The 22,178-nt window shown below is 64.4% G+C and carries 17 protein-coding genes and 1 pseudogene; 15 read left to right on the top strand and 3 right to left on the bottom strand.

Annotated elements, in window-relative coordinates:
- Nucleotides 1-28 precede the first annotated feature (28 nt).
- From ACIGHN_RS17260 to ACIGHN_RS17190, 15 genes are all read left to right on the top strand, one after another.
- Entirely contained in the window at nucleotides 29-913 is an 885-nt protein-coding gene (locus ACIGHN_RS17260; protein ID WP_396505308.1) for a LysR family transcriptional regulator, read from the top strand.
- 257 nt (nucleotides 914-1,170) lie between these two features.
- A complete protein-coding gene (locus ACIGHN_RS17255; RefSeq protein WP_396505307.1) occupies nucleotides 1,171-3,180 on the top strand; it encodes a conjugal transfer protein TraG in 2,010 nt (669 codons plus the stop codon).
- Complete coding sequence (locus ACIGHN_RS17250; RefSeq protein WP_396505306.1) at nucleotides 3,177-3,647, top strand: CopG family transcriptional regulator; 471 nt, start codon at nucleotides 3,177-3,179, stop codon at nucleotides 3,645-3,647. Before ACIGHN_RS17255 ends, ACIGHN_RS17250 begins: the two co-directional genes overlap by 4 nt.
- Complete coding sequence (trbB, locus tag ACIGHN_RS17245) at nucleotides 3,644-4,684, top strand: P-type conjugative transfer ATPase TrbB (RefSeq protein ID WP_396505305.1); 1,041 nt, start codon at nucleotides 3,644-3,646, stop codon at nucleotides 4,682-4,684. The genes ACIGHN_RS17250 and trbB overlap by 4 nt, the downstream gene beginning before the upstream one ends.
- Nucleotides 4,681-5,013 (top strand): TrbC/VirB2 family protein, encoded by a 333-nt coding sequence (locus ACIGHN_RS17240; RefSeq protein ID WP_396505304.1) that lies wholly within the window; start codon nucleotides 4,681-4,683, stop codon nucleotides 5,011-5,013. The genes trbB and ACIGHN_RS17240 overlap by 4 nt, the downstream gene beginning before the upstream one ends.
- Nucleotides 5,010-5,282, top strand: coding sequence for a VirB3 family type IV secretion system protein (locus tag ACIGHN_RS17235; protein WP_396505303.1), 273 nt, complete (start codon nucleotides 5,010-5,012; stop codon nucleotides 5,280-5,282). The genes ACIGHN_RS17240 and ACIGHN_RS17235 overlap by 4 nt, the downstream gene beginning before the upstream one ends.
- Nucleotides 5,283-5,299: 17 nt before the next feature.
- The gene (gene trbE, locus ACIGHN_RS17230; protein ID WP_396505302.1) at nucleotides 5,300-7,732 is read left to right on the top strand and encodes a conjugal transfer protein TrbE; all 2,433 of its coding nucleotides are present in this window, start codon (nucleotides 5,300-5,302) and stop codon (nucleotides 7,730-7,732) included.
- 12 nt (nucleotides 7,733-7,744) lie between these two features.
- Nucleotides 7,745-8,488 carry a P-type conjugative transfer protein TrbJ gene (gene trbJ, locus ACIGHN_RS17225; protein WP_396505301.1) on the top strand — a complete coding sequence of 248 codons (744 nt, stop codon included), beginning with the start codon at nucleotides 7,745-7,747 and terminating at the stop codon, nucleotides 8,486-8,488.
- A 10-nt stretch (nucleotides 8,489-8,498) separates the two neighbouring features.
- On the top strand, nucleotides 8,499-8,774 hold the full coding sequence (locus ACIGHN_RS17220) for an EexN family lipoprotein (RefSeq protein WP_396505300.1): 276 nt from the start codon (nucleotides 8,499-8,501) through the stop codon (nucleotides 8,772-8,774).
- Nucleotides 8,771-10,147, top strand: a complete 1,377-nt coding sequence (gene trbL, locus ACIGHN_RS17215) for a P-type conjugative transfer protein TrbL (protein ID WP_396505299.1) — start codon at nucleotides 8,771-8,773, stop codon at nucleotides 10,145-10,147. Before ACIGHN_RS17220 ends, trbL begins: the two co-directional genes overlap by 4 nt.
- A gap of 11 nt (nucleotides 10,148-10,158) precedes the next feature.
- Nucleotides 10,159-10,866, top strand: coding sequence for a conjugal transfer protein TrbF (gene trbF / locus ACIGHN_RS17210; RefSeq protein ID WP_235105359.1), 708 nt, complete (start codon nucleotides 10,159-10,161; stop codon nucleotides 10,864-10,866).
- Nucleotides 10,863-11,870, top strand: coding sequence for a P-type conjugative transfer protein TrbG (gene trbG, locus ACIGHN_RS17205; RefSeq protein WP_396505298.1), 1,008 nt, complete (start codon nucleotides 10,863-10,865; stop codon nucleotides 11,868-11,870). The genes trbF and trbG overlap by 4 nt, the downstream gene beginning before the upstream one ends.
- Before the next feature lie 2 nt (nucleotides 11,871-11,872).
- Nucleotides 11,873-13,156 (top strand): TrbI/VirB10 family protein, encoded by a 1,284-nt coding sequence (locus ACIGHN_RS17200; RefSeq protein ID WP_396505297.1) that lies wholly within the window; start codon nucleotides 11,873-11,875, stop codon nucleotides 13,154-13,156.
- Entirely contained in the window at nucleotides 13,153-13,440 is a 288-nt protein-coding gene (locus ACIGHN_RS17195) for a DUF2274 domain-containing protein (protein ID WP_396505296.1), read from the top strand. Before ACIGHN_RS17200 ends, ACIGHN_RS17195 begins: the two co-directional genes overlap by 4 nt.
- Nucleotides 13,441-13,863: 423 nt before the next feature.
- Entirely contained in the window at nucleotides 13,864-14,976 is a 1,113-nt protein-coding gene (locus ACIGHN_RS17190) for a DNA methyltransferase (RefSeq protein WP_396505295.1), read from the top strand.
- 112 nt (nucleotides 14,977-15,088) lie between these two features.
- On the opposite strand, the pseudogene ACIGHN_RS17185 reads toward ACIGHN_RS17190, so the two are convergent.
- From ACIGHN_RS17185 to ACIGHN_RS17175, 3 genes and pseudogenes are all read right to left on the bottom strand, one after another.
- Nucleotides 15,089-16,315: pseudogene (locus ACIGHN_RS17185) on the bottom strand (IS256 family transposase).
- A gap of 310 nt (nucleotides 16,316-16,625) precedes the next feature.
- Nucleotides 16,626-17,807 (bottom strand): MrcB family domain-containing protein, encoded by a 1,182-nt coding sequence (locus ACIGHN_RS17180; RefSeq protein ID WP_396505294.1) that lies wholly within the window; start codon nucleotides 17,805-17,807, stop codon nucleotides 16,626-16,628.
- 14 nt (nucleotides 17,808-17,821) lie between these two features.
- Nucleotides 17,822-22,090: an AAA domain-containing protein gene (locus ACIGHN_RS17175; protein WP_396505293.1), complete on the bottom strand. Its 4,269-nt coding sequence runs from the start codon at nucleotides 22,088-22,090 to the stop codon at nucleotides 17,822-17,824.
- Nucleotides 22,091-22,178: the final 88 nt, after the last annotated feature.

Raw genomic sequence — 22,178 nt, 5'->3', positions numbered from 1 at the left:
CACAATTAGGTGTTGGCGGAATAAGACAATGGACATCCGACATTTACGCTACTTCATCGCTGTCGCTGAAGAATTGAGCTTCCGCCGCGCCGCAGAGCGCGTCCACATCGATCAGACTCCTCTCTCTCGCACAATCCGTGATTTGGAAGAGCGCCTGGGCGTAGTTCTGTTTGTCCGCAAGCCGCGCAGGTTAGAACTTACCCCAGCTGGCGAAAAGCTGCTCGACCATGCGCGCAGACTTCTCATACGAATAGAACGCACAAAACGTGTTGTGCGCGAAACCGATGCGCGGCACCGGGAGCCATTGCGCATCGGTGTGGACGAGAGCACTGCGCAGCCGAAACTGGCTGAGTGCCTGGTCCGCTGGCGGACGATTTCTCCAGACGTTCCTTTAGAGATTACAGAGATGCGCACGATGGAACTGATGACCGCGCTACGCAGCGAGGAAGTGGATGTGGGGTTTTCTTTCGGTTTTCCGGAGGAGGATTCCGTCGTTCAACAGCCTGCCTGGGAAAGCCTGGCCGTAGCAATTCTGTCGCCGAGACATGAGCTCGCTCGACGCGAAGAGCTTTCTCTCTCCGAGCTTCTGAGTTTTCCTGCCATTGCTTGCGATGCGGCATTTCATCCAGGTTTGTGTCAGCAAATGAACGAAATTCTTCGGCTGTATTCTCTTTCTCACACTCCAGTTGCTGAGGCTCGGACGTTGACCGGCTATCTGACCCGAGTGGCTGTCGGCCTAGGTGTGGGGGTCGCTAGCGCAGATCACATGCGAACTCTGAAGCGCACAGACATCGCGGTGGTTCGACTTGCTGAACCGATCCACTTCACCACCTACGTGCTGCACAAACCTTGGACGGCGTCTTCGCAGCCGGCTGTGCAACGGTTCATTACTCACGCTACATCTTTGCAATGAGAGTTACGGCGTAGTGCTCGCTCAGTCCGCCCCTCCGCGCCAATAGCTTTGGACGCAGCAGACGTCTACTGCGAAGCTCTGGCCGCTTGGCGGCTCATGCTTTGAGCTATATCGCGTCGCGAACCAGCTATCTCCGCCAGCGTACGCTGCCCCACGCCTCCATAGGTGTGAGTCGCGGCAGTTCGATTCCAGACTTGATGCCTGCATGCCGTTTGGCGCATGCGTTCTGGAAACCATACGCCAAGGAGGTGGCCCTTATGCCTACGGCAGCGACCGGCATCCTGTTCGGACAGATTTTCGTGGTGCTCGGCGTGGCCTTGGGCGGCGTGTGGGCGGCCACGCAATGGACGGCGAATGCTTTGGGCTATCAGCCACGGCTCGGGCTTGCTTGGTTCGACCTCTCCGGAATGCCGGTCTACGAGCCGTGGAGGTTGTTCGAATGGTGGTACTTTTACGACGCTTATGCGCCACAGGTCTTTGAACGCGGGGGAGTCATCGCCGCGTCGAGCGGAATGCTGGCGACCGGCGCAGCCATTGTGATGGCAGTCTGGCGAGCGCGTCTGGCCAAGCGTGTGACGACCTATGGTTCCGCGCGCTGGGCCGAGCCCGAGGAGATTGCGAAGGCGGGCCTGACGAAGTTCCGTGGTGTCTTTCTGGGCAGGACAACTTCCAAGAATGGCGAGTACCTGCGGCACGAGGGCTCGGAGCATGTGATGGCCTTTGCACCTACCCGCTCGGGCAAGGGCGTGGGCCTAGTGGTGCCCACGCTGCTGTCCTGGACAGGCTCGGCAGTGATCCACGACATCAAGGGCGAGAACTGGAATCTCACTGCAGGCTGGCGCGCGCGTTTCTCACACTGCCTTCTTTTCAATCCCACCGACGCTAGGTCGGCTGCCTACAATCCTTTGCTCGAAGTCCGGCGCGGCGATCACGAAGTCCGCGACGTGCAGAACATCGCCGACATCCTGGTCGACCCCGAGGGGGCGCTCGAGCGCCGCAACCATTGGGAGAAGACCAGCCATGCATTGTTGGTCGGTGCGATCCTACATGTGCTCTATGCAGGCGAAGACAAGACCCTGCGCGGCGTCGCCAACTTTCTGTCCGATCCAGCATGCCCCTTCGAGGTGACGCTGCATCGCATGATGACCACTCGCCATCTAGCGGAGAGCGTGCATCCCGTGGTGGCCTCTGCCGCCCGCGAGGTGCTCAACAAGAGCGAGAACGAGCGTTCGGGCGTGCTGTCCACAGCCATGAGCTTCCTGGGCCTGTACCGCGACCCCACGGTGGCCGAAGTCACTTCGCGCTGCGACTGGCGCATCGCCGACCTGATTGCCTCCGCACATCCGGTGTCGCTGTACCTGGTTGTGCCGCCCTCGGACATCAGCCGCACCAAGCCGTTGATCCGCCTGATCCTCAACCAGATCGGCCGACGCCTCACCGAGTCGCTCGATGGTTCCGACGGCATCGAGCGCCGGCACAAGCTACTGCTGATGCTCGACGAGTTCCCCGCCTTGGGGCGCCTCGATTTCTTCGAGTCGGCGCTGGCCTTCATGGCGGGCTACGGGCTGCGGGCCTTCCTGATCGCGCAGTCGCTCAACCAGATCGACAAGGCCTACGGTCCGAACCACGCGATCCTGGACAACTGCCACGTGCGCATTGCCTTTGCCACCAACGACGAACGCACGGCCAAGCGCATCTCCGACGCACTGGGCACGGCCACCGAACTGCGCGCCCAGCGCAACTACGCCGGCCACCGGCTGGCACCTTGGCTGGGCCACCTGATGGTCTCGCGGCAGGAGACGGCCCGCCCGTTGCTCACGCCGGGCGAGGTGATGCAACTGCCGCCCGACGATGCCGTGGTCATGGTCTCTGGCCACGCGCCGATCCGGGCGCGCAAGCTGCGCTACTACCAGGATCGGAACTTCCTGGTAAGGGTGCTGACTGCGCCGGTGTTGGTGGGCGGCGGCTATGCCGATCGCCCAGCGGGGCGGTCGGATGACTGGAGCATGTTGCCGGTGTTGGCGGCTGCTTCGGCCACCATGGGCGGTGGTGCGGGCGGTGTAGCCGATGAGGGTGGACACCAGCTCAAGCCGGAGCTGGAAGCCGCGTTCGCGCCTTCGCGCGACGACGGGGCGCAGGACCTGATCCTGCTGGACGATGAGCGCGATGACAATGGCGCGCCCTTGCTGCCGCGTGACCGGGATTGCCAGCTGGTGCGTAACGCGCGCCTGGCGGCTCTGGATCCTGACGACGGGATTGTCCTGTGACGCGCGCCCGCCTGAACATCTTCGTCGAGCCTGAGCACGCTCGGCGCCTGGAGGACTTCTCGGCCCACCGGGGTGTCTCCAAGTCCTCGGTGATTGCAGCGGCGCTGGCGTCCTTCCTGTCACCCGATGCGACGGACCAGCGTGAGGCGGCGACGGCCAAGCGCCTGGACCGGCTCTCGCGCCAGTTCGAGCGCCTGGAGCGCGACCAGGCCATCCTGATCGAGACCGTGGCGCTGTACCTGCGCCACTACCTGACCGTGGCCTTGCCGGTGCCCGAGCAGCAGCAGGAAGCCCTGCGTGCCCAGGGGCGCGCCCGCTATGCGCAGTTCATCGAACAACTGGCCCGCCACATCCAGCGCGGGCGCAGCCTGGTACGTGAGATCCATGAGGAGAACGCTCCCCTGGATGGGGATGTTCCGGCGCCATCGGCTTCGGTTTCGCCTCAGGGTGGGGAGGGCGGCGCATGACCGGCTCCCGCCCTTTATCCGCCGAACCTACGCAGCGCCGCATCCGCATGCTGCGCACCGCCATGGGGCCGGAGATCGCTGCCGCACTCGAAGACCTCGAGGTGGTCGAAGTGCTGCTGAACCCTGACGGGTCGCTTTGGGTGGATCGGCTCGGTTCCGGGCGTTGCCCCACGGGGCATCACATGTCGGCGCCGGTCGCCGAACGCATCATCCGCCTGGTGGCGGCCCATGTGCGCGCCGAGGTACATGCGGGTCTGCCCATTCTCTCGGCCGAGCTGCCCGAGACGGGCGAACGCTTCCTGGGCGTATTGCCGCCCGTTGTGCGCTCGCCTTCGTTCGCGATCCGTAAACGGGCGCTGCGCATCATGACGCTTGCACAGTACGTGGACGACGGCATCCTGACCGAGGAACAAGCGGCCTTCCTTAGCTCCGCAGTGCGCGAGCGCCTGAACATCGTCGTGGCAGGTGGCACGAGCACCGGCAAGACCACGCTGGCCAATGCGCTGCTCGACGAGATCGCCGACACCGGCGACCGCGTGCTGATCCTCGAGGACACGGTCGAACTGCAGTGCCGCAGCGACGACCACGTGGGCATGCGCTCCGAGCCGGGCGTCACCACCATGGCCGACCTGGTGCGTGCCACCCTGCGCCTGCGGCCTGACCGCATCGTGGTTGGCGAGGTGCGCGGCGCCGAGGCGCTGGACCTTCTCAAGGCCTGGGGTACGGGACACCCGGGCGGCATCGCCACGGTGCACGCGGGATCATCGGCGGGCGCGCTCACGCGGCTGGAACAACTGGTGCAGGAGGTCAGCCTGGCCGTTCCGCGCGCCCTGATCGCCGAGGCGGTGAATGTGATCGTCTTTATCGCCGGGCGCGGCCATGCGCGCCGGGTGCGCGAGATCGTGCGCGTCATTGGCCATGACCGCGATGGCTACCAGCTCGATGGCTCGCTCGGGCCGCCGTTTCCGCCAATTCAGCAGGTCTTCGCACCGCATTCGCCATCTTCAACTTCATCCACCAAGGGAGAATCTTCATGACGCATCCACGTCTTTCCGTACATCCGTGCCTGCGGGCAGCGGCCCTGGCCGCCCTGCTGCTGGCCCTTGCGGTTCCGGCGCAGGCCGCCGGCTCCAGCATGCCCTGGGAGGCGCCGCTGCAGTCCATCCTGGAATCCATCCAGGGGCCGGTGGCGCGCATCATCGCGGTGATCATCATCATCGCCACCGGGCTCACGCTGGCCTTTGGCGACACCTCGGGAGGCTTCCGGCGGTTGATCCAGATCGTGTTCGGGCTGTCGATCGCCTTCGCGGCCTCGAGCTTCTTCCTGTCCTTCTTCTCGTTCTCGGGCGGGGCGGTGCTGGCATGAACCTGCCCCACAGCCTGCCACCGGGTTTCGAGGTGCCGCTGCACCGCTCGCTGACCGAACCCATTCTGCTGGGCGGCGCGCCGCGCACCGTGGCGATTGCCAATGGCACATTGGCCGCTGCCGTCGGCCTGGGCTTGCAGCTGTGGGTGCCGGGCCTGGTGCTCTGGATCGCGGGGCACACGCTGGCGGTCTGGGGCGCGCGCATGGACCCGCAGTTCTTGCCGGTGTTCGTGCGCCACATCAAGCAGCGGCCGCTGCTGGACGTGTAGGGCGGGGAGGGCAGGCGATGCTGAACCTCGCTGAATACCGCAGGCGCCCCGCACTGCTGGCCGACTGGCTGCCCTGGGCCGGTTTGGTCGCGCCCGGGGTCGTGCTCAACAAGGACGGTTCCTTCCAGCGCACCGCGCGTTTCCGTGGGCCGGACCTGGACAGCGCGACACCGGGTGAGCTCATTGCGACCTCTGCCCGGCTGAACAACGCGCTCAAACGCCTGGGCTCGGGCTGGGCGCTGTTCGTCGATGCCGAGCGGCGCGAGGCTGCGGGCTACCCACGGTCCCGTTTCCCGGAGCCGCTGTCCTGGCTGGTGGACGAGGAGCGGCGCGCCGCCTTCGAGGAGGCGGAGAGCCATTTCGAGAGCGGATACCACCTGACGCTGCTGTACCTGCCGCCCGAGGAGGCGCGTTCGCGCGCGGGCAACCTGCTCTACGAGCACCGCAAGGCCGAGGGCGTGGACTGGCGGGAACGGCTGGGGGCCTTCGTGGCCGAGACGGACCGCTTCCTGGACCTGCTCGATGGCGTGGTGCCGGAGCTGGGCTGGCTCGCTGATGGCCAGACGTTGACCTACCTGCATGGCACGGTGTCCACCCGCTCCCAGGAAGTGGCCGGGCCCGAGGCGCCCATGCACCTCGACGCGCTGCTGGCCGACGAGCCGCTGGTGGGTGGACTCGCGCCCATGCTCGGGAACCAGCACCTGCGGGTGCTCACGGTGCGGGGTTTTCCGACCTCGACCTGGCCGGGGATCCTGGACGATCTCAATCGACTGGGCTTTGGCTACCGCTGGTGCACACGTTTTCTCTGCCTGGACAAGGCCGAGGCGGAGAAGGAATTGGCCCGCCTGCGCCGCCAGTGGTTCGCCAAGCGCAAGAACATCGTGGCGCTGCTGCGCGAGACCGTGTTCCAGCAGGAGAGCCCGCTGGTGGATTCGGATGCCGCCAACAAGGCGCATGACGCCGATGCGGCGCTGCAGGCGCTGGGCGGTGACCAGGTGGCGTTTGGCTATGTGACGGCCACGGTCGTGGTGTTCGATGCGGATGCCACGGCCGCCGACGAGAAGCTGCGGGCGGTGGAGCGGACCATCCAGGGGCGGGGCTTTGTGACCATCCCCGAGACCTTGAACGCGGTCGAGGCCTGGCTGTCCTCCCTCCCGGGCCATGTGTACGCCAACGTGCGCCAGCCCATTGTCTCGACGCTGAACCTCGCGCACCTGATGCCAGTGTCGGCCGTGTGGGCGGGGCAGGAGCGCAATGCGCACCTGGATGGCCCGCCGCTGATCGTGACACGCACCGACGGCGCGACGCCGTTCCGGCTGGTCACGCACATTGGCGACGTAGGCCACACGCTGGTGGTTGGCCCCACGGGTATGGGCAAGTCGGTGTTGTTGGCCACCCTGGCGCTGCAGTTCCGGCGCTACCCAGGCGGGCGCATCCTGGCCTTCGACATGGGGCGCTCGATGCGGGCAACCGTGTTGGGACTGGGCGGCGAGCACTACGACCTCGGGCCTGACGGGCGGATCGCATTCCAGCCGCTGGCGCGCATCGACCAGGATGGCTACCGCGCCTGGGCGGCGGAGTGGGTCGAGGGGCGCCTTGCGCACGAGGGCGTGGCCGTGGGGCCGGCCGAGCGCGACGCCGTGTGGTCGGCCCTGGCCAGCCTCGCCAGTGCCCCGTTGGAGCAACGCACCCTCACGGGCCTGTCAGTGCTGCTGCAGTCGAACGCCTTGCGCCAGGCACTGCAGCCCTATGTGCTGGGCGGTGCGCATGGGCAACTGCTCGATGCAGACGCTGACCGGCTCGGATCTTCGCCCGTGCAGTGCTTCGAGATGGAGGAGCTGATGCCCAGCCGCGCGGCCACGCTGGCCGTGCTGTCCTACCTGTTTGCGCGCTTCGAGGAGCGCTTCGACGGTGCGCCCACGCTGCTGATCCTCGACGAGGCCTGGCTGTTCCTGGACGACCCGGTGTTCGCGGCGCGCATTCGCCAGTGGCTCAAGACGCTGCGCAAGAAGAACGTGTCGGTGGTCTTCGCCACGCAGTCCTTGGCCGACATCCGCGATTCCAGCATCGCGCCGGCCATCGTGGAGAGCTGCGCGAGCCGGATTTTTCTGCCCAACCCGCAGGCCTTCGAGCCGCAGATCCGCGCGGTCTACGAGGGCTTCGGGCTCAACGGGCGGCAGATCGAGATCGTGGCCCAGGCAACGCCCAAGCGCGACTACTACTACCAGTCGCGGCTGGGCAACCGGGTGTTCGACCTGGGGCTGGGGCCCGTGGCGCTGGCCTTCGCGGGGGCGTCCTCGCCCGAGGATCAACGCGCAATGGACCGGATCCAGGAGTCCCTCCTTGATTCTGGCACGCCGTCCGGCTTCGCGGCCGCCTGGCTGCGCCACCGGGGCCTGGACTGGGCCGCCGACCTCATTCCCACGTTTCCACCGTTTCCAACCACCTGAAGGAGTCCTGCCATGCTTTTGAAGTCCCTGTTCCTTCGCCGCAAGGCGGCGCTGGCGCTGGCCGCCGCGCTGGCCCTCGGCACCGCCATGCCCGCCCAGGCCTTCCTGGGCGGCGGGCGCATCGTGTTCGATCCCTCGAACTATTCGCAGAACGTGCTCACGGCCGCGCGCACGCTGGAGCAGATCAACAACCAGATCAAGCAGTTGCAGAACCAGGCTCGCAATCTCGCGAGCCTGGATCACAGCGCGCTGGGGGAATTGCGTGCGGCGCTGGCGGCGACGAACGAACTCATCCGCCAGGCCCAGGGGCTGGCGTTCGATGTGGCCCACATGGAGGCCGAATTCCGCCGGCTCTACCCGAAGGAGTACGCCGCCACCGTCTCGGGCCGGCAGATGGCGCTGGATGCGCGTGAGCGCTGGCAGCAGTCGCTCGAAGCGCTGCGCACTGCCACCCTGGTGCAGTCGCAGGCGGTGCGCAACTTCGCGAGCGATGAGCGCACGCTCACGGATCTGGTGAACCGAAGCCAGTCGGCCGTGGGTGCGCTGCAGGCGATGCAGGCCACGAACCAGCTGCTCGCGCTGCAGTCGCGCCAAGCCATGCAGGCGCAGCAGCTGCAGATCACGCAGGACCGGGCCGCTGCGCTGGAGCAGGCCCGCCAGGTGGCGGTGCAGGAGCGGGCGCGCGAGGTGCGGCGGCGCTTCCAGGGCGAGGGCACGCCCTACACCCCGGTGGCCGTGGGTTTCTACGGGCAATGAGGGGAAGGCCATGAACAAGCTGTTCCTTCTGGGCGCTGTTGTGTTGGTGCTCGCCGGCTGCAGCAAGCCGGTCCCCATCGAATCCGCGGAGTCCCTGGTCGCCGATCCTGCGCGGCTCAAGGAACTGCGCGCGCAGTGCAAGACCAACCATGCCAAGGTGGGCGACGCCCAGTGCAACGCCGTGGCCGACGCTACGCGCCAGCGCTTCATGGGCGGAGGGACGCCGTACACGCCGGCTCAGGCTCCCGCGCCCGAGGCATCGGCCGCGCAGGACAAGGCTCCATGAACGACGTCGCGGTCATCGACCGCTTCCTGGATGTGTTCTCGCGCTACATCGACTCGGGTTTCGGGTTGCTGGGCGGCGAGGTGCGTTTTCTGACGGCCACGCTGGTGGTGATCGATGTGACGCTGGCGGGGTTGTACTGGGCGATGAGCCACGCGTCGGGGCAGGGCGACGACGTGATCGCGCGGCTGGTCAAGAAGGTGCTGTACGTGGGGGCGTTCGCCTACATCCTGGGCAACTTCAACCAGCTGGCCGGCATCGTGTTCCGGTCCTTCGCCGGGCTGGGGCTCACAGCCTCGGGTTCCGGGATGACACAGGCGCAGCTGCTGCAGCCCGGGCGCCTGGCCAAGGTCGGCATTGATGCCGGGCGGCCCATCATGGCGCAGATCAGCGAGCTGGTGGGGTTTCCCGAGGTGTTCGCCAACCTCGACACCATCGCCGTGCTGTTCTTGGCCTGGCTGGTGTTGATCGTGGCCTTCTTCGTGCTTTCGGTGCAGCTTTTTGTGACGCTGCTGGAGTTCAAGTTGACCACGCTCGCGGGCTTCGTGCTGGTGCCGTTCGCGCTGTGGAACAAGACCAGTTTCCTGGCGGAGAAGGTGCTGGGCAACGTGGTGTCCTCGGGCATCAAGGTACTCGTCCTGGCCGTGATCGTGGGGATTGGTTCGGGGCTGTTCTCCGAATTCACCACGGCACCGGGAGCCGAGCCATCCATCGACCATGCGCTGGTCATCATGCTGGCGGCGCTGGCGATGCTGGGCCTGGGGATTTTCGGGCCGGGGATCGCGACTGGACTGGTGTCCGGTGGTCCGCAACTGGGTGCTGGTGCGGTGGCGGGCACCGCGCTGGGAGCGGCAGGGTTGGCCGTTGCTGGTGGCGCGGCCGTGGCGGGTGCGGGTTCTGCGGTGGCTGCCGGTGCGCGCATGGCGCCTGGAGCAGCGAAGGCGGCCATCGGTGGAGGTGCCACTGTGGCACGGACCGCTCAGTCTGCGGCGGGCAGTGTGAAGTCGGCTTACCAGACTGGTGCCGCCGCTTCGGGAGCGGAGGGCGTCCGCGCGGCCGGTGCTGGCGTGGCCCATGCCGCGAAGACTGGCGCCAGCGCGGTGGGCCAGCGGGTGGCGGCCGGCGTTCAGGCGATGAAGGACCGGGCTGCGGGGTTTGTCACCGACGCTGCATCGCCCCCTGGGGAGACCGGTTTCGCAGGCAGTGCCGAAGAAGCGGCGCCACCGGCGCCTGTGTCTGAGCCGGGCTGGGCCCGGCGCATGCGGCGGCGCCAGCAGGCCACGCAGGCAGCCACCACGGCGGTGCATGCCATCCGTGCCGGCGACCATGCGGGCGGCGGTGTTGCTCCCAGCCTGCGCGATGAATCCAATCCTTGAGGAGGGCTGCCATGCGATTCCAACGACCCCAGCGGCGGTATTCGGAGACCCCCGAGCCCGTCACCCCCTACCAGGCTGCCGGACAGGCCTGGGACCAGCGCATCGGCTCGGCCCGGGTGCAGGCCCGGAACTGGCGGCTCATGGCCTTTGGTTCCCTGGCGCTGGCCCTTTTGATGGCGGGCGGCCTGGTCTGGCGCTCGGCCCAGTCCATCGTGACACCCTACGTCATCGAGGTGGACCAGGCCGGGCAGGTGCGCGCGGTGGGCGAGGCGGCCACGCCGTACCAGCCCAGCGATGCGCAGATTGCGTTTCACCTGGCGCGCTTCATCACCGACGTGCGCTCGCTGTCCATCGATCCCATCGTGGTACGGCAGAACTGGCTGGAAGCCTACGACTACACCACGGACAAGGGGGCGGCGACGCTCAATGACTACGCGCGGGTTGCGGACCCGTTCTCGCGCATCGGGCAGCACTCGGTGACCGTGGCCATCAACAGCGTGGTGCGCGCCAGCGATGCCTCGTTCCAGGTGCGCTGGACCGAGCGGCGCTACGTCAATGGCGAGGCGGCAGGGCTGGAGCGCTGGACGGCCGTGCTGTCCATCGTGTTGCAGGCCCCGCGCAGCGAGGAGCGCCTGCGCAAGAACCCATTGGGCATCTACGTCAACGGCCTGTCCTGGAGCCGCGAACTTGATGCCAGCGAAGGAGTGAAGAAACCATGAATGCACGAATCCCCTACCGCGCCCTGCCGCTGGTCCTGCTGGCTGTCCTGGCCACGGGCTGCGGAACCCAGGGTAAGCCTCCCCCATCGATCGCGCTCGATGAGCCCATCCAGGCCCAGGCCTTGCCCGAGCCGCCCAAGCCCATCGAGGTCGTGGCCGTGCCCGAGGTGCTGCCTCTGCCGGCGCAGATGAAGCCCCTGCCCAAGGGCGGCGAGGCCCAATCCACCCCCGAGCCCGCCGATGAAAAGGCCCGCGTAGCGCGCGCCAACGCCGAGGCCCGCGTGGCACCCACGCGCGAGGGCTACGTGAATGCCATCCAGGTCTGGCCCTACACCGACGGGGCGCTGTACCAGGTCTATGCGGCGCCGGGCAGGGTGACGGCCATCGCGCTGCAGCCCGGTGAGGAACTGGTGACGGTCGCGGCCGGCGACACCGTGCGCTGGATCGTGGGCGACACGGCCAGCGGGACTGGCGAGACGCTGCGCGTGAAGGTGCTGGTCAAGCCGATCCGATCCGGGCTCAAGACCAACCTGGTTATCACCACGAGCCGGCGCACCTACTTGGTCGAGCTGACCTCCACCGAGAAGGCCTGGATGGCCTCGGTGTCCTGGGAGTACCCGAAGGACAAGATGCTGGCCCTGCAGCGCCAGGCGCAGGCGGCCCAGGCGGCTGCGCCCATCGAGAGCGGTCTGTCGCTGGAGAAGCTGCGTTTTCGCTACGCCATCGGTGGTGGCAATCCGGCCTGGAAGCCGCTGCGTGCCTTCGATGATGGAGAGAAGGTCTACATCCAGTTCCCGGCGGGCATCGCCCAGGGCGAGCTGCCGCCGCTGTTCGTGATCGGAGCGCAAGGGGACGGGCAGCTGGTGAACTACCGCTTCCGGCCGCCGTACTACATCGTGGACCGGTTGTTCGGCGCGGCCGAGCTGCGCCTGGGTGGAGGCGGGGGCCGGGATGGCGACGTGGTGCGCATCGAGCGCACGGACGGTGTTGGTGGACGGCTTTGACCATGGACAGCCGCGACCCTTCCAACGCCGCCGCTCCGCCGCAACCCGCCAAGGTTGCTCCCGAATCGGTGGCGCTTCGTGCCGCGCCGCGACCCGTGACGCGGCTGAACCGGCGCATGCTGGCGGTTTTCGTGGGTTCCCTGGCTGCGGCCGTACTGGGCGCCACCATATGGTCGCTGCAGGGCAGCCACCGGCGTGGCGCGAATCCCTCGGAGCTTTACAACGTCGATCGGGTGTCGAAGTCCGAAGGGCTGGACCGGTTGCCGGCCGACTACGGCGGACTGCGGCCGTCAGAGGTGCCCAGGCTCGGGCCTCCGTTGCCGGGGGACCTGGGATCGGCCATCGTGAAGGCGCAGGGGCCGATGGAGCCGGGCTATGCGCCACCAGGTCATGATCCGGCGGATGCGCTGCGCAAGGAGGCCGAGGCGGCAGCGGGCTCGCCGGTGTTTTTCCGCACGGGGGGAGCGCAGGCGGGGCAGGGTGCCATGCAGTCCGTGGCGATGGTGGCGCCTGCGGCATCCGGGCTGGCGGGGTTCGATCCATTGGCGGCGGGGCCTGCCTCGACGGCGGCGCAGCCTGCGGATCCCGCGGCTGTTCAGAACCGGCAGGAGCAGAAGGAAGCCTTCCTGAAAGGCGGTTCCACGGAAACCCGGAATTCAGGAAACCTGCAGATGCCTGCCTCACCCTACCAGGTGATGGCCGGGACGGTGATTCCGGCGGCCCTGGTGACGGGGATCCAGTCGGACCTGCCGGGCGACGTGATTGCCACGGTGACCGAGCCGGTCTACGACACGGCCACTGGGAGGCACCTGCTGATCCCGCAGGGCTCGCGCATCCTGGGTCGCTACAACAGCCAGGTGAGCTATGGGCAGAGCCGGGTGCAGATGGTGTGGAACCGCATTGTCCTGCCGGACACTTCATCGCTCACGCTCGACAACCTCGTGGGCATCGATCCGGCAGGGCGCGCTGGACTGGAGGATGGGGTGGACTGGCACTGGGGGCGGGTTGTGGCGGGGGCGGCGCTGACGACCTTGCTGGGGGTAGGCGCTGAGCTGGCCGCTCCCGAGAACCGGCAGAACGGCAACCGCGTCGTGATCGCGGGGCGCGATGGGCTGCAGGACAGCGTGAATCAGGTGGGGCAGGAGATGACGCGACGCAATCTGAACCTGCAGCCCACGCTGACCGCGCGGCCAGGGCTTGCGGTGCGGGTGATCGTGAACCGGGATCTGGTGCTGCGGCCTTATCAGCCGTTGTTCGTCAATGGCGGCAGAGGAGGGGCGCGATGAGCACTCCGAGGAAATTGCGGCTGGGGCCGCTGCCCAGGATGGAGAGCATCAAGCTGACATTCACCTGCACAACAAGTCTCAAGGCGGATCTGGACCGGTACGCAGTACTGCATGCGCAGACCTATGGGGAGGCGGTGGATGCAATGGCACTCGTTCCGCACATGCTGGAGGCGTTCATGGCGCGGGACCGGGGTTTTCGCAGAGTGGGTCCGTCCAGCGAGGTGACTTCCGCGAAGCAGCAGCCCGATGAACAGGGGGAGGAGCGGCGCGAACTGGATGTGTAGAGCAATGCTCCATGCGTGCGTTCTGTACCCCTTGAGATGGACTATTAACCCCAGGCTTCCGCTTTAGAGGCGCAGGCATGCGACCCGCTCAGCGGGTGAATCGCCCCGCAACTCATTCAGTACTTATGTTGAGTTTTGCCTGGAGCTGTACAGGGCGCCGGGGAATTGCCTTGGCCGTTTGTGAGGCGCCCTTGCCGCATGGCAGCCAAGGTCTGCGCTTCGACTTGGGCCCGGGGTTCTCGCTTTTGAGGGTTCCGGGTGCTCGCTCAAGGCTGAGAGCGGAATCCACCAGCATCCGCTTTTCGGCGACGCGGTACTGGCCTGCGAATCCAAGGGACTGTGACGGTTAAATGAGCGGCAAGGGGATCTCCTGTCGCAGATAGCCATCGGCGACTACACTTGAAGCACTGCGAATTTTCCCCAATGCGCCCTCTTGCCTACAACCCCTCCTTTGCGCTAAACGCCATCTGCCCGTACTTCACGATGTTCCCTTTGGAATACCCGCTGAAGGTTCTTCGGAAGCATCGGGCGGCAAAGCCGGTAGTTGTGGATCCATTTTGTGGTCGGGGTACGACGCTATTCGCCGCACGCACTCTTGGACTTGAAAGCTGGGGCATCGATACGTCGCCGGTCGCTGTGGCAATCGCGAAGGCAAAGCTTTCCAACTCCACGGCCGAGGACGCGCTGTGTCTGGCCCAGTTACTGATTCTTGCGATCAAGCCCGAGCATGTTCCGCAAAGCAAGTTCTTCAAGGCGGCGTATCACCGCAAGACGCTGCAGCAAATCTGCGCGTTACGAGAGGGGCTTCTCGAGATCGAGGACACCGATGAGACGGTAATGCTGAAGGCCGCCGTCTTGGGGTGCCTGCACGGTCCGCTATTGGTTAGCGGCGCATCCTCGTATTTCTCGAATCAGATGCCGCGCACCTTTGCGCCCAAGCCCGACTATGCGGTGGACTTCTGGGCCAAACGGAATATGGTCGCCCCTGAGGTTGACGTTGTCGGGGTCCTTGAGCGCAAGCTAAAGCTCATCGCCGCATCCAAAGCGTTGCCCAAGGCCGCACACACTAATGTCGTGCGCGGCGACTCGACGGTTGCAGCGAGCCTTCCATCGGGTCGAAACCATTCAGTGGTGGTGACATCTCCCCCCTACTATGGAATGCGCACCTATGTGCAAGACCAGTGGCTGCGTAACTGGTTCTTGGGTGGACCTGCGACCGTGGACTACAGCGCTGGCGTGCAGCTGGAACACACGGGACAGGACGTTTTTGCCAGTTCCTTAGGCAAGGTATGGGCCAACATGGCGGACACGGACGCTGATGAGCTGCATATGTACATCCGCTTTGGTGTGATTCCTTCGGCGAAGGTCGATGCAAAAGTGTTGATGCACAAGTCGTTTGAGTCCTCAGGCGTTGCCTTCAAGGTCAAGTCAGCCCGAAACGCTTCCTCTGCGCACTCCGGCAAGCGACAAGCTCAGCAGATGCGTGCGGGGTCGGGTGCCTGCGACGAGTACGATTTCCACGTCGTCAGACATTGATTGAGCCGCACGGGGCATGCACGGCTACGGCGTCATTGCTCCTATTCGTCGAGAAGCTTCGGAAGTGAAGGTAGCGGGGCGTGTCCGAATTTTTGTGTAATCGGCTCGGACTTCAGTTGACGGAGATGCGATCTCCAAACTGAATGGTAAAGCGGGTCAGCGCTGCCTTCCAATCCCGGATGGGCATGGTCCACTTCTGGCTGATGTTGCGCAGGGCCAGATAGAACAGCTTGGTCAGCGCCTCGTCGCTGGGGAACGAGCCCCGGTTCTTGATCAGCTTGCGCAAGCTCATGTTCACCGACTCGATGGCGTTGGTGGTGTAGATGACCTTGCGGATTTCCGGCGGGTAGTCGAAGAACGGAATCAGCCGGCTCCAGTTCCTGCGCCAGGATTGACCTATTGGCAGGTATCCGCGTCCCATTTGACTTCGAATTCACCCAGGCGAAGCTCGGCCTGCTCGGCGGTCGCAGCCTGGTAGATGTGCTGCAGATCGGCGGCCACCTCGGGGCGGCGCTTCCACGAGACGTAGTTCAAGCTGTGGCGCACCATGTGCAGGATGCATAGCTGAACCACCGCCTTGGGGAACACCGCCTCGATGGCGTCGGGGAAGCCCTTGAGCCCATCGACGCAGGCGATGAAGATGTCCTGCACGGCCCCGGTTGCGCAACTCGGTCACGACCTGCAGCCAGAACTTGGCACCCTCGGTCTGTGCCAGCCACAGGCCCAGCACCTCCTTCTCGCCGTTCATGGTGATGTCGATGGCCAGGTACACCGCCTTGACCCGCACAGCGCCCTCGCGTACCTTCACGTGGATGCAGTCCAGGTAGACGATGGGATAGATGGGGTCCAGCGGCCGGGCCTGCTAGGCCTTGACCTCGTCGCTGACGGCGTCGGTCACCGAGGAGATCAGACTGGGCGAGACCTCGGTGCCGTACATCTCCTGCAGGTGGGCCTGAATCTCACGAACCGTCATGCCGCGCGCGTACAGCGAGATGATCTTGTCGTCGAAGCCGCCCCAGCGGGTCTGGTGTTTGGGGATCAGCTGCGGCTCAAAGCTGCCGTGGCGGTCGCGGGGTACCTCGATGGGCAGTTCGCCAAACTCGCCCTTGAGCGTCTTCCTGCTCTTACCGTTGCGGGTATTGCCGCCAGGGTTGGCCACCGTCTGGTGGCGTTCGTGGCCGAGGTGCTCTGTCAGCTCAGCGTCCAACGCCTTCTCCACCAGCAGCTTGGTCAACTGTTTGAGCAGGCCGTTCTCGCCAATCAGGTATTCAGGCTTCTTGTAGTCGGCCAGCAGGCTGGCCAACAGTTGTTCGGGTACTTCGTGCTTCTTGGATGTCATTGTGCTTACGGACAAGCCGGCTCGCGCCGGCGGTGGATTGTCCGTTTACACAAAATTCTGCACACCCTCCCACCCGGATTTGACCTTGTTGTTGGACAGCCGATCTTCGTGGATAGGCCATCAGGGGCCGCTAGGTGGGGCGAATTCAAAGTCTTCGGTTGCACGGGGCAGACCACGAAACAATTGCGGTAGGAACCCCGGCTCCGGATGGTATTGGGGTCGGCTTGGACTTCGCATGCCCAAAGATGGCCAATCCAGTCGTGTTTCTTGTGGAAGACGATTTGATCTGGGCTCCGAGGAGACAAGGCCGTCAATGACGGCGGTACATCCGTTTGAGTTGGAGAAGACTGCACTCGATCCCACTGCGTCGCAGACGTTCTGAGCGTTTGGCGTGCAAGGCGTCCAGCAACGGCTCTCTGGCAGTTTTGACAGCAAGGTGGATTTTTGCGTGACAGCCAGCGCAGAGCGCCACGACGTTCGCAGGCACATCGAGGCTCGCATCCGGAAAGCTTCCTTGCTGGCTCAACGGAATGAGGTGGTGCGCTTCGATGTACGGAAGTCCTGTGGCGCTGGCGACAAACGGACTGGTCCCGCAGTCAGCCTCGCAGCAGTGTCCAGCCAAGTGCAGCGCAGTCGCGGCGACTGACGGATTGCGCTGATACACAAAGCGAGAGTCAAGCATCAAGCGCTTGGGTGGTGGCTTGATCACATCTTGAATTTCGATTGACGGCACCGTGGACGACTTTTGATTCGCCATCTCCTGAAACACCCGCTCGTCGTCGGCTGCAGCGCCTACGGCGCCGGCAAACGACGGATCTTGGGCGAGTTCCAGGGGCATGGTCTCGTAGAGGCCAAGCAGGTTGCCCAACGCTTCTGCGAAGGTTCTGGCCCGCGATTCATCGAATCGCTCGAGCTCGAAGCAACGGCCATACACCGCGCCCACTTCATAGGCCTGGCCATAGGGGTATCTGGCAGCAAGGTCTACCGGGCCTCGATCAAAGCCGTCGGGCGCCGACATAAGCTCCGCAAGCAGGCTGGCCCCCTGGCGTAGCGCTTCGAACGACCGGCTTGGCCCGAAGCGATCCCGAAACTGAGAAATACCCTGGTTCAACGTGATCCAGAGGTGCCGGCAGTGCTCGTCGAACAACAGTGCGATGTAGACACCATGTGTCGGTGACTGGGTAACGTCCCGGCGCAAGATCATTGCATACGGGATAAGCGTATAGCGTCGGCCTAGCTGTCCAGCGGAGGACTTGACCACGTAAGCAGCGGCTCGCGAAGAAATGGAATCGCGTAACCAGTCTTGGAAGATACTTTCCAGGGCTAGGACACTGGATGGAGTGTCCTCGCCTCGGCGGCGCCATCTCTGTTGGCTGAGACCCGTCTCGTCAACCTGCCTTGTATCGGCAAGGTATCGGCTGCTGATGGTGTTGAGCGCCGTGACGAGGTGGCTCATGCTAGTGCCAGTGCTGGTAGCGGTGACGTCGTTCATGGTCGGCCCTGCGCTCAAGCTTTAAAGCGAAGCTTCCCCCCGCGCGTAGTGCCGTTCGGCAGTTGGATGTTGATGAGCTGCTCCTGGTTGCAGAAGTCGTCCACGTAGTCCTTGATGGCGTGAGCCGTCAGAAGCGCCTTCTTGTCCTGCGGCACGTGGCCAGCCAGGGTGGTCGGCATGATGACGATGCACTTGGCCATCGCTCGGGAGATCGCGACGTTCGTTCGTTGCAGCTGCATCAGGAACGCTTCTTCGCCGGCGATGACGTCGGCATCTGCGACTCCGAACGACACGATGATGACGTGGCGCTCCCCACCCTGGAACTTCTCGACGGTATCGACGGCTTCGTCAATCAGCGCCGCCTCGCCAGGCCACAGCTTCGTCAGCTCCCTGATGACCAAGGCACGCTGGGCACGATGCGGCGTCACGATGCCGACCGAATTTGCCCAGAACTGATCGGCCATTGGCGCGGCATGAGTCACGCTCGGCTTCTGCCCGTCCAGCTCAGCACTGAGCGTCTCACGCAGGCTCCAGACCAGCGAGGCAACAAGCAATGCTTCAACCTCGTTGCCTTGCGATGAAAGGTCGTCGTCGTGGAGCAGTGTCATTACCGCCGGTGCCGTACCCACCATCTTCTGCAGCTCCGGCCAGTAAGGCAGCGTCGCGGGGAACCCGAACGATGGACCGGGGACCACTGAAAGAGGATGGACTGCGGTCTGCTTAAAGTGTGCCGACAGCTGTGGCGGGTAACCGATGCCGCGTGCGTACGCGACGATGTCCTCGTGGGAGCGGTAGTTCTCGGTCAGGTTGCAGGTGGTGACCTTCGTACCGAAGTCGCGCCCGAGAAGGTACGCCTGGATGCTACCCACCAGGTATTCGGCTCCCACCGGAGGCTCGAGGGACGCGATCGGCGGCATTTGCAAATGGTCTCCGGCGATGACGGCTCGGCCGCCACCCTTCAGCGCGCCAAGCGGTGCGATGGCTCGGGTGACCTCCACCTGCGAGCTTTCGTCAATGACCACGACGTCGAAAACGGGCGCCACCATCTTCTTGTCGTACAGCGTCTGGCCGAACTTGTAGGCCTGCATCGCACCTGTTGCGATGATGGTGATTGCGCCTGGTGTCGCAAGGCTTGGTAGGCACTCGTCGTTATAGACCTGATCGTCTTTGTGAATATCCAGCGTCCTGGCTCTCAGATGTGCGCCGGTCGGGGAGAGCGACAAGTGCTGACGTCCCTTCGAGTAGCCGACAAACACCGAACTGTTGAACGAAGCGTCCGCGTCGAGGAGTTTGATGACTCGCCCCACGAGCTCTTCGACGGCCTTGAACGTGAATGCGCTCAGCAGAATCTTGATGCCCTTGCCGTTCGACGCAGCATGCGAAGCGAGTGCATGGACATACGCCGCAAGCGTCTTAGTCTTGCCGGTGCCAGGCGGTCCCCACACGACAGTGAGCGCGCGCTCAAGTGCATGGGCAATAGCCGCTTCCTGGCTGGGGTTCAGACCGTGTGTCAGTGCAGCAGCCTTGGCCAGTCCCCCGGCTTGTGCCGCAGGCAGCACTGCCTCGGCCTGCATGGTTGGCGCGTCCCACAAGATCCTGGCAAGCGGCTTTGCCCCGTCATTGCCGGACGGGCCTGTTGAAGTCGCCCCCATCGCCTTTGCTGCGATTGGGTCTGGCTTCGCGATTGCGGGCCTGCCAAGCTCCTTGAAGATCTTGGTGCTGTACTCCGACCAATCGAAGCTGGACTTGCCGGTCGTCAGGAAGATCTCTGACGACAGGTCAAGCACCTTGTGCTTCTGAAGGTACGGAAGCATCGCCCCAGCCCTAGGCGCTTGGAAAAGAACTCGCGCCCGCTTGGCAACCCGATCCAAGGATATGAGCGTTGCCTGGATGATGCTGTATAGCGGCATCGACATGTCCCCTTGCTCCCCGCCGTAGTAGGGATAGACCCCCTGGAAGTGGTCCTTCGCTGACGTCAGAGGGAAGCCTGGTCCGGATTCCAGGCCGATGGCCAGATAGCCCGTGCCGTCTTCCAGCTTGGTTTCGGTAGAGGTGGGCCGAACGTCAAACTCCCAGATGTCCGTATTTGGGACCCTGACGCCGTTGCGCAGTCGAAGAGCCTCGTAGTTCGCCTCCAAGGCCTGCGCGTCCAAGGCCAGTCGTTGATGAGCTTCGGCGCGTTGAGTGGCCAGGCTGAGCTTGTCCCACCAAATCCACATCTTTGCGTCGAAGGCCACGCTCGTTGCACCCTTGGGGTTGGACAGGTCAATCTTAGGGTTGCCAGCTTTGATATTTCCTTTGAAGTCGGCTCGCAGCTTGTCAGCAATGGTGGCGATGGAGGCAGACTGCCTGGCCAGTGCGCTGACGTACTCGGCAATGACCGTGTTCCGCGTCTTCATCTGCTTGCCGCGATGAATCTCCGGCTCGTTGCTCCAGATCTCGTAGATGCGCTCCCTGGGAATGCCGTTGGTCAGGAACTCCCGATAGAACGCGTCCTTCTCGACAGGGTTGAAGGTCGACGCGCGATAATGCTCTGCGGTGTCAAAGAGGGTGATCACATGCGGCACAGGCGCAAAGATGACCCGACGCACGATCTCGTCAATGAAGACGATGCAGGGCGGAACCGCTCCTGCCTCCTTCTCCATGAGATCTTCCGGCGGGAACATCCAAGCAAGGGCGCGCTGCTTCTGATCGGTCAAGGCCAGTACCTTGGGTAGATGCCGACCGACGGCGTTACACAGCTCTTGGTACTGACGGGCTTCCCAGAACGCGATCTGACCCTTCAGCGATGTCTTGCCGAGCCCGAGGACGTAGGTGTTGGCTTGGTCGATGTAGTCCGACAGGGTCGACAGGAAGGACTTCAGTTCGGTCCACTCGGCGGCGAGAGACTTCTGGTCGACCACGAAGCCCTGGTGCTTCCAGAATAGCGGCGACTTGCCAGGAGCGAAGGCGGTCGCTCCGCCACCAAGGCCGAGTCCCGTCAGCAGGCCGGAGCTTGGGTCGAAGTTGACCGCCACCGATAGCGTCAGGTTCGGGAAGGGCGCTAGCGTCGCGAGCAGCGCGGCAGTATCGACATCCAGGGTGTTGTTAGCCAGAGCGTTCGCTCGGGCTGGAAGCTTCGCGCCTTCCCGTTTCAAGAACGTGTGCATGGCGTACACGGGCTCCAGACCAGTGGTCGCCGCAATTGCCTGTGTCGTACTGATGGACGCGGTGTAGAGCATCTTGCGGCCACCGCGGGTCATGCCTGCAATGCGACTCAAGTGCTGCGTGAGCTCAGCGCCCGGATGGCAGTAGTGGTCTGGCTTCGCTGCGAGCTTGAGCTTGAAGTCGGATGGCACCCAGCGGGCATATCCAAGGAAGTCGCATGATGAACAGCGGGAGTCGACATGCCACTCCAGGTTCCTCCAGCCATCTGCCTTGGCGTCACCGGTGGACACGACCCGCGGCAGATCTTCGCGGAAGAAGCGCAAGACCGTGGGAAGGTAGAACCTCAAGTTCGCGTCTTCGCAGTCGGCCGTCAGCGCCTCGAGAAGCTTGGCCGCTGGCGGGACAGGAGTCTTGGAGCACTCCACGTCGAAGACTGACTCGCCTTCTTTGAACCGTGTCCAAAGCGCGCACCCGGTTGCGACGAAGAAGTGCTTGTCGTTGCCCGTCTCCTCCAGCCAGTTCGCGATCATCACGGCGTAGAGCGCGACCTCCGCCGAGTAGCTGGGGTTCGCTTCAGAGGTGTGCTTGACGTCGATGACGACGAGCGCTCGGCGGTTGTTGTCGTCAGCACCAAGGGGGCGGCGCCCACCTTTGGGCGTGACTGCCTCTTCTCCAGGCCGGGGCTGTCGAACGATGACGATGTCCGGAATCAGGCCGTCCATCGGCGGAATCAAGCCCTGCTGATGCGCAGGAACTCCTAGGTTCGTGAGTACTCTTGTCTGGAAGTGCTTGGGCTCAATCTTCCCCTGCAGCAGGAAAGTCGGATTGGCGGACGCCGAGGAAAGCAGGTCGCCCAAAGGCTCCTGTTTCGGTTGGCCGTTCTTGCCCTTCGAGAACAATACTGCGGAGCCGAAAGCTGCGATCAGCTTGTCGTTTCGCAGCTCCTCGAAGTTCCGACCCTCGGTCTGCAGCACGCCCACGCTTGGACGAGCTGGCATCGGCTCGGGAAGCCCCGCATCCTCGAGTACCTTGGGAATGTGCAGGGACAGGAAGAGCTGCCTGTCGCACTTGGTGCGCAGGTACTGCGACAGGGTGGTTTTGGTTATCCGCTTGGGCAACCCGAACGTAGTTGACATGGGTGATACCTCCTCGTATCGCTGACCTGCGAGCAGCTCTTTGTCCTTGCGATATGCCGCGCTGATGCAGCCTGGCGCAGGGCGCGAC

This window comes from Acidovorax sp. NPDC077693, from assembly GCF_044542805.1.
GTDB lineage: Bacteria > Pseudomonadota > Gammaproteobacteria > Burkholderiales > Burkholderiaceae_C > Acidovorax.
Note: the sequence above shows the minus strand (reverse complement) of the source record. Positions and strands in the feature narration are given on the sequence as shown.